7 protein-coding genes are annotated in these 7,622 nt (G+C 60.9%); 5 read left to right on the forward strand and 2 right to left on the reverse strand.

Features of this window, described 5'->3' with window-relative positions; genetic code table 11:
• Positions 1–17 precede the first annotated feature (17 nt).
• The gene (locus tag EN994_RS10880) at positions 18–1,154 is read left to right on the forward strand and encodes a porin (RefSeq protein WP_013532599.1); all 1,137 of its coding nucleotides are present in this window, start codon (positions 18–20) and stop codon (positions 1,152–1,154) included.
• 238 nt (positions 1,155–1,392) lie between these two features.
• Positions 1,393–2,487 (forward strand): site-specific integrase, encoded by a 1,095-nt coding sequence (locus EN994_RS10885; RefSeq protein WP_013532598.1) that lies wholly within the window; start codon positions 1,393–1,395, stop codon positions 2,485–2,487.
• Between the two features lie 59 nt (positions 2,488–2,546).
• Here the strand turns inward: EN994_RS10885 and EN994_RS10890 are convergent, their stop codons facing one another.
• Both EN994_RS10890 and EN994_RS10895 read right to left on the reverse strand, forming a co-directional pair.
• Positions 2,547–3,446 (reverse strand): alpha/beta hydrolase, encoded by a 900-nt coding sequence (locus EN994_RS10890; RefSeq protein WP_013532597.1) that lies wholly within the window; start codon positions 3,444–3,446, stop codon positions 2,547–2,549.
• A 109-nt stretch (positions 3,447–3,555) separates the two neighbouring features.
• Entirely contained in the window at positions 3,556–5,607 is a 2,052-nt protein-coding gene (locus EN994_RS10895) for a lytic transglycosylase domain-containing protein (RefSeq protein ID WP_127307530.1), read from the reverse strand.
• 247 nt (positions 5,608–5,854) lie between these two features.
• Here EN994_RS10895 and dapA point away from each other — a divergent pair, with 247 nt between their 5' ends.
• From dapA to EN994_RS10910, 3 genes are all read left to right on the forward strand, one after another.
• The gene (dapA, locus tag EN994_RS10900; RefSeq protein ID WP_013532595.1) at positions 5,855–6,736 is read left to right on the forward strand and encodes a 4-hydroxy-tetrahydrodipicolinate synthase; all 882 of its coding nucleotides are present in this window, start codon (positions 5,855–5,857) and stop codon (positions 6,734–6,736) included.
• Positions 6,737–6,761: 25 nt separating this feature from the next.
• Positions 6,762–7,241 (forward strand): SsrA-binding protein SmpB, encoded by a 480-nt coding sequence (smpB, locus tag EN994_RS10905; protein ID WP_013532594.1) that lies wholly within the window; start codon positions 6,762–6,764, stop codon positions 7,239–7,241.
• Positions 7,242–7,256: 15 nt separating this feature from the next.
• The coding region (locus tag EN994_RS10910) for a GH25 family lysozyme (protein WP_281060142.1) at positions 7,257–7,622 on the forward strand (366 nt) is incomplete at its 3' end.

Raw genomic sequence — 7,622 nt, forward strand, 5'->3', positions numbered from 1 at the left:
TGACTGGAGGTCAGAAAATGAACATTAAGAGCCTTCTCCTCGGCTCCGCTGCGGCCCTGATCGCAGTTTCCGGTGCGCGCGCCGCCGACGCCGTCGTCGTCGCCGAGCCGGAACCCGCTGAATACGTCAAGATTTGCGACGTCTACGGCGCTGGCTACTTCTACATCCCCGGCACCGAGACCTGCCTGCGCATCGGCGGCTATATCCGTTATGACATCGGTGGCGGCGACGTCGGCTCGTTCGATGGTGCAAGAAGCGCAGATCATCAGGACATCGGTGAGAGCAACGACACCTGGCGCAAGAGAGCCCGCTTCACGCTGAAGACCTGGACCGGTCAGGAAACCGAACTCGGCACCTTGAAGACCTACACCGAGACCCGCTTCAATTTCAGCAACACCCAACGCGATACGAGCCCGTTCATCAATGCTGCTGGCAACGAGCCTGTTTCGCTGAACTTCGCCTGGATCCAGCTCGGTGGCCTGCGCGTCGGTAAGGACGAATCGGCCTTCGATACGTTCGTCGGCTACGCCGGCAACGTCATCCAGGATACGCTGGTTCCCTATGGCGGCTTCGACACCAACGTCATCCAGTATTACTTCGATGCTGGCAACGGCTTCTCGGCTGTGGTTTCACTCGAAGAAGGCTATGGCGCCTACACGATCGACAGCTATGTTCCGCATGTCGTCGGCGGTGTGAAGTGGACGCAGGGCTGGGGTGCAATCACCGGCGTTGTTTCGTATGACAGCAACTACGAAGAAGTCGCCACCAAGGTTCGCTTGGACGTGAACGCGACGAACGAGCTGACGCTGTTCATCATGGGCGGTTACGGCACCGACGACAACTACACCGACGCAAGCTTGAATTTCCCTGCTGGTGGTCGCGGCATGTACAAGCAGTGGAGCGGCAATTGGGCACTGTGGGGCGGTGGCACCTACAAGTTCAACGAGAAGACCTCGTTCAACGCTCAGGTGTCATATGACGAGGGCAAGAACCTCGGCATCGCGGCGAACATCGCCTACGACGTGGTTCCTGGCTTCACGGTTACGGCCGAAGTCGATTACCTTAATGTCGGCAACGACACCGTGTCCAACTGGACCCATGCCGACAAGAAGAGCAACATCGGCGGTATCCTCCGCTTCCAGCGCTCGTTCTAAGGGCTGGTTCCTTACAGGTGAAATCCAGCCCGGGCGCGCAAACGCCCGGGCTGTTTTTGTTTCGTGACTGGATCAAGGCAAACGGAAGGATGGGGGTAACGGTAGCTGAATAAATCCGTGGGGTGGTTTCGTGGGATCCGCTGATGGGCGGATGAAATCACAACTGCGTGATTAAAATCTCTTGAAAGGACGCTTCCAAGCGGGTAGGGCTGACCTATCCCACTCGGGGGTGTGGCAAATGATGACGAACGAAGCGATTCAAGAGGGCGAGTCCTCTGATCATTTTTCGATGTTTTCTTCTCAAAGTCCGAAGATTCGATACACCTACAACAAGATTAGAGAAGTAAAATCGCATCGGGTCGGAGATCTTTTTTCAGCATATCGGGACATATTATGGGATGATGGGCGGCATAAGTATAATGTCAGCTCGTTCATCGGCGAAATAGACGAGATTCTCCTTGGTGAGCGTTTCAGCGCCTTTGACCAAAGTACCCTGGACAACCTTATCGGCACCCTGCGCCAGCGCGGCAACAGCAACGCAACCATCAATCGAAAGATGGCTGCCCTCAGCAAACTGCTGCGCAAGGCTCACAAGATGGGAGATATCCACAGCCTGCCCGAGTTCCGCCGCCAGAAGGAGCGGGCGGGTCGGATTCGCTTCCTCGAAAGGGACGAAGAGGCGCGCCTGTTCGCCGCCATCAAGAGCCGCAGCGAGGATGCCTACAGGCTTTCCGTTTTCCTGGTCGACACCGGATGCCGTCTCGGCGAGGCGCTTGGGCTGATCTGGAACGATATCCAGGAGCATCGCGTCTCCTTCTGGATCACCAAATCCGGCCGCAGCCGCACCATTCCGATGACCGAGCGGGTCAAGGAGGTCATCAAGCTGCCTCCCACCGAGGGTCGTCGGCCCAAAGGACCGTTCACCAAGCTCAGCCAGGCACAGTTCCGTGCCATCTGGAACGACGCGAAGGCCGAAGTCGGCCTCGGCGCCGACGATCAGGTGGTGCCGCACATATTGCGCCATACCTGCGCCTCGCGTCTTGTCCAGGGCGGCATCGACATCAGGCGCGTGCAGATGTGGCTCGGCCACCAAACGCTGTCGATGACGATGCGCTACGCGCATCTGGCCACCAACGATCTCGATGGCTGTGTCATCGTGCTGGAAACGCCTCGATCGACTCAGCCGGGCGGCAATTGCGCTGAAGGCCCCATGTTTTCTTCGCCCGTGACGACGCCTTCGTCGCCGACGGCAGAGCGGAAAAAGAGGGACGGGGCAGCCGCCGCCGCTAAGGAGTCGCCGAAAGCGACTCGGAAAAGTTCAAAAGCCAAGTAGGCTGAAGAAACTTGCCTATACTATCATAGCTATCCCGTGACCTTGTTCGGTCATGGGATTTACTTCAGGATATTCTTCCGCTCGGCCTGATCGAGAAAAGCGCCTATGTCGCCCGGTAGGCTGCCGGTCTCGAGGAACGGCGCATGGCCCTGACCCTCGACGGTGATCGTCTCCATCATGGAATGGCGCTCTCTCATCTGCTTGAGCGTGTCTGTGGACAGCAATCTCGAATTAACGCCCCGTATGGTGAGCAGAGGAATCGCGGCCAACGCCTCGAATTGCGGCCATAGGTCAGGCAGCTTCTGCGTCAGATCGAGACTGGCAACGGTATCCACCAGCTTCGGATCGAAATCCGGCACCAGCCCACCATCCGTTTCGCGGTAGAGAGCCCATACCATCCGATCCCAATCGGCGCCGGCAAGAGCGGAGAAGTCTTCGCCATGCACGCTGCGCTGGGCGGCCGCCGCCTGTGTGCGGGTTTTCGGTGCCGGGTCGCGCTCGAGATAAGACTGGATATGGGCAAGTCCGGCCGTCTCGATCATCGGTCCGATGTCGTTGAAAACAATGGCTTTCAGGACGGATGGCCGCATCGTCCCGAGCACATGGATGATCAATCCCCCGCGCGAGGTGCCGATGAAGGCCGCTTCTCCGATGTTCAGCGCCGCCAGCCCGGCGAGAATGTCGCCGGCCTCCACGCCGACATTGTAATTTTTGACGTCGGGATCATAAGCTGACTGCCCGCGCCCGCGGTAGTCGAAGGCGATGACCTTTCGTGGAGTTGCCGCATGCGTCGACAGATAGAGCGCCAGCTCGTGAAAATCCCTGGCATTGCGGGTCAGGCCAGGCAGGCAGACAACCGGCCAGGGTCCGGAATTGGCCTCGCCATAGACGCGCGCATGGAGTTTTAACCCGTCCGGTGCGCTGTAGAAGAAGTCGGAAAAAAGCTGCTCGCTTGCCATCGGAATGTGCGACCTCGCTGTATCAATCTGGACAGCTACAGGCGAGGGCAGGGATGGTCAATAAAAGGCGCTCTTGCCTTCTCCCACAAGTGGAGAAGGACAGAAAGGCTCAACTCCGCCCGTTCACCAGATCCCCGACAATGTCGTATTCGCCGGAAATACGCATCTTGTAGACCTCGTAATTCTCCATCACTCGCTGAACGTAACTTCTTGTTTCCGTGTAGGGAATCCGCTCGATCCAGTCGACGACCGCGTCGATGTCCTTGCCGCGCGGGTCGCCATATCTGCCCACCCACTGCCTGGCCCGGTTGGGGCCGGCATTGTAGCCGGCGAAGGTCAGCACGTAGGAGCCGTTGAAGCGGTCGGGCTGTTCGCCGAGGAAGGCCGAACCAAGCGTCGCGTTGTAGCCGGCATCGGTGGTCAGCCGTGTTTGCGAAAACTGCAGCCCGGCCTTCTTCGCCAATTGCCTTGCGGTTCCCGGCATCAGCTGCAGCAGCCCGCGCGCGCCGGCGCTCGACACGGCGCCGATGTTGAATTCGCTTTCCTGGCGGGCGATCGCATAGGCCAGCGCCTTGCCTGAGCCGGAAATGTCGGCCGAATCGGGAATGACGCCGAGCGGATGCGACAATGCGCCGACATCAATGCCGCGCGCCCCGGCGATCTTGCCGATTTTCAGCGCCATGAAATGGTTCCCTTGCTTTTCGGCAAGGACAGCGAGCAGCGCCAGTTCGCCTGGACTGGTCAACTGCCCGGCAAGGTCGCGATAGAGCGTCTCGGCATAGCGGTCGTAGCCCGCCTCCTGCAGCCGCTTGATGGCGCTGACGGCCTCGCGGCCGGCAAAGTTCTGCCGGTCGGCTGCGCTTGGCGAGGGATAGACGATGTTGAGCGCCTGCCGGCCGACACGTTCGGCGGCAAGCTGGCCGTAGAATGTCGTGCCGTAGGCAGCGGCGCGCGCAAAATAATCCTTGGCGTTGCCCGGGCCGCCGACTTCGGCGGCACGGCCGAGCCAGTAATACGCGCGCGACAGCGTCATCGGCCCTTGGGCAAGGTCGGCGATGCGAGCGAAATGCGTTGCGGCAAGCTTGGGGTCGTTCAGGCCGCGCAACGCGTACCAGCCGGCATGGAATTCGGCGTCGGCCGCATTGGTGGCACTTTCGGCAGCGTGTGTAGCGACGATCTTGTACGCGGCCTTCATGTCGCCCTGGTCGACCAGTTCACGCGACAGCACCCGGCGCTCGACCCACCAGGCATCCGGATCGACCAGAGCTTCGCGATCGGTCGGTGCCTGCATCACAATGGCTGCAGCGCCGGCAAAATCCTCCTGCTTGCGCAAATATTCGGCCTGCGCGAAGAAGTAGCCGGCCGAACGTTGCATTGCCGGCACGGCCTTCAGCAGCTTGGGCGCGTTCTTGTCGCCTTTGTCGGCCGCCGCCCATGCATCGGCGAGCTGCTGGGCGCCGGCGAGGCCGGCGACGCGCAGCGCGGAATTCGCGCGGTCGGCATAGAACATGCGCTCCATGCGAAAGCGGTGGTCCGCGGCCGGGATCAGGCTGCCGAATTCCTTGATCAGCGCCGCCTCGTCCTTGGCCTCCAGGATCGCGGTGCGCCAGAAGGGCGACAGCACGGAACGCGCCGCCTTGGTATTGCTGGACGCCACATAGGCGCGGGCGAGAACCATCACGCCTTCGAATGTCTGCGGCTGGCTGCCATCGAACGCCCTGATGACGATGTCGGGGGCAGGGTTCTCTCGATAGAGCGCGCGCTCGCTGTTCTTGCGCAGGGCTACGGTCCCCGGCCAGTTGGGCAGCATCTTGGCCGCAGCAGTGATATCGTCGCTCGGAACCTTGTCGCCGCCATAAAGCGCGATCGCCCAGGCAAGGATATGCTGGTCGAGCGACTGCGCCGGAAGGGCATCGCGCACGCCACGAGCGCGGAGACTATCACCCCGCGCCAACGCATCCAGTCCGCTTTTCAGAGGGGCGACGTCGGGCAAGGGCGCCTGTCGCGTTCTGTCCTGCAGGTCTGGCAGCGCAATTGCCGCGCCTGGAATCGGAATGGCTGAGGTGACCCGTGCGTCCACGCTGCCGCTGATCGCCATGCCCGGCATCAGCGCGAGCGCGGCGCCAAGCAGCGCGAGAAGGTGAGGCCGACCGCCCGGCATGATCCCTAAATCTTTCCTTGTCCTGGCATTCCACAAGCTGGCGAAGATGCCTCGAAGCCTAAACTTAGGTCGTGAAGAGCCCGTAAACAAAGAGTTAGCGAGGCCGTTCGAATTGCGCTTGCTGGCACCATGGCAATGCTTGCCGCGCAACCATGTCGAGACTATGGTGCGCCGCTTCGCTTTCGGTTAGAAGGCGCGACCACAAACACCGACACAAAACACCAGAAGTGCCAAGGAGTTGGACGATATGCTGAGAGGCTCGCTTACTGCGCTCGTGACACCGTTCGAAAAGAGCGGGCGTTTCGACGAGAAAGCCTTTCGCGCATTCGTCGAATGGCAACTCGCGGAGGGCACGACGGGCCTGGTGCCGGTCGGCACCACCGGCGAGTCGCCGACACTGTCGCATGACGAGCACCGCCAGGTCGTCAAGGTATGCATCGAGGTGGCCAAGGGACGAGTTCCGGTCGTCGCCGGCGCTGGTTCCAACAACACCGAGGAAGCCGTCGGGCTCGTGCAGTATGCCGAGAAGGCCGGCGCCGATGCCGCCCTGGTCGTCACGCCTTATTATAACAGGCCGACGCAGCGCGGCCTGTATGAGCACTTCGCGGCGGTCGCCAGGGCGACCAAGCTGCCGATCATCATCTACAACATCCCGCCGCGCTCGGTCATCGACATGATGCCGGACACGATGGGCCGGCTCGTGCACGACTTCAAGAACATCGTCGGTGTCAAGGATGCCACCGGCAAGGTCGAACGGGTTTCCGAGCAGCGTGCCACGTGCGGCAAGGATTTCATCCAGCTTTCGGGCGAAGATGCTTCGGCGCTTGGATTCAACGCGCATGGCGGCGTCGGCTGTATTTCGGTGACGTCGAACGTCGCGCCGCGGCTGTGCGCCGAATTCCAGGAGGCAACGCTTGCCGGCGACAGCGCCAAGGCGCTGGATCTGCAGGATCGCCTGCTGCCGCTGCACAAGGCGATCTTCATCGAGCCTGGCGTTTCCGGCGCCAAATACGCGCTGTCGAAGCTAGGCAAGGTCGAAAACGTGCTGCGCTCGCCGTTGGTGACGATCGAACAGTCGACTGCCGACAAGATCGATGCGGCTATGAAGCACGCCGGCTTGATTAATTAGGGATGAGGCGCCACCTCTCCGCATCATGAATCAAGTCAGAAAAGCCGATCCCAACAACAAGACCGTTTCGGAAAACCGCAAGGCGCGGTTTTCCTATGAGGTGCTCGACACGGTCGAGGCCGGTCTGGTGCTGACCGGCACCGAGGTCAAGTCGCTGCGCCAGGGCCAGGCCAACATCCAGGACAGCTACGCCTCGGTCGAAGGCGGCGAGATCTGGCTGATCAATTCCTATCTGCCGGAATATCTGCAGGCCAACCGCTTCAACCACGAGCCCAGGCGGCGCCGCAAGCTGCTGCTCAACAAGCGCGAAATGGCGAAACTGTCGCAAAGCGTCGACCGCGAAGGCATGACGCTTGTGCCGCTGAAAATCTATTTCAACGACCAGGGCCGCGCCAAGCTGCTGCTCGCTGTCGGCCGCGGCAAGAAACTGCACGACAAGCGCGAGAGCGAGAAGCAGCGCGATTGGTCGCGCGAGAAGGGCCGGCTGTTAAAAGAGCGTGGGTAGGCTGGGGCCATTCGCTTGAAGAACCGAATTGTTCTCTTTGGTCTGGCCAGTCTGGTCTTGGTATGTTTCGTCGCAGCAGGCGGCTACATCTATTTCAAGGCATTCTCGCCGGACCGCGACAAATATCCGCTCAGGGGCATCGACGTTTCCCATCATCAGGGCCGGATCGACTGGCCGCGTGTCGCCGCCGACGATGTCGCCTTCGCAGTCATCAAGGCGACCGAAGGCGGCGATCATGTCGACGATGCCTTCGCGAAGAATCTGGAAGAGGCCCGCGCCGCCGGTCTCGCCGTCGGCGCCTATCACTTTTTCACCTTTTGCCGACCTGGCGCCGACCAGGCGAAGAATTTCATCTCGGTTGTGCCGCACGACCAGCCGCTG

The organism is Mesorhizobium sp. M7A.F.Ca.CA.002.09.1.1 (assembly GCF_003998555.1).
GTDB lineage: Bacteria > Pseudomonadota > Alphaproteobacteria > Rhizobiales > Rhizobiaceae > Mesorhizobium > Mesorhizobium ciceri.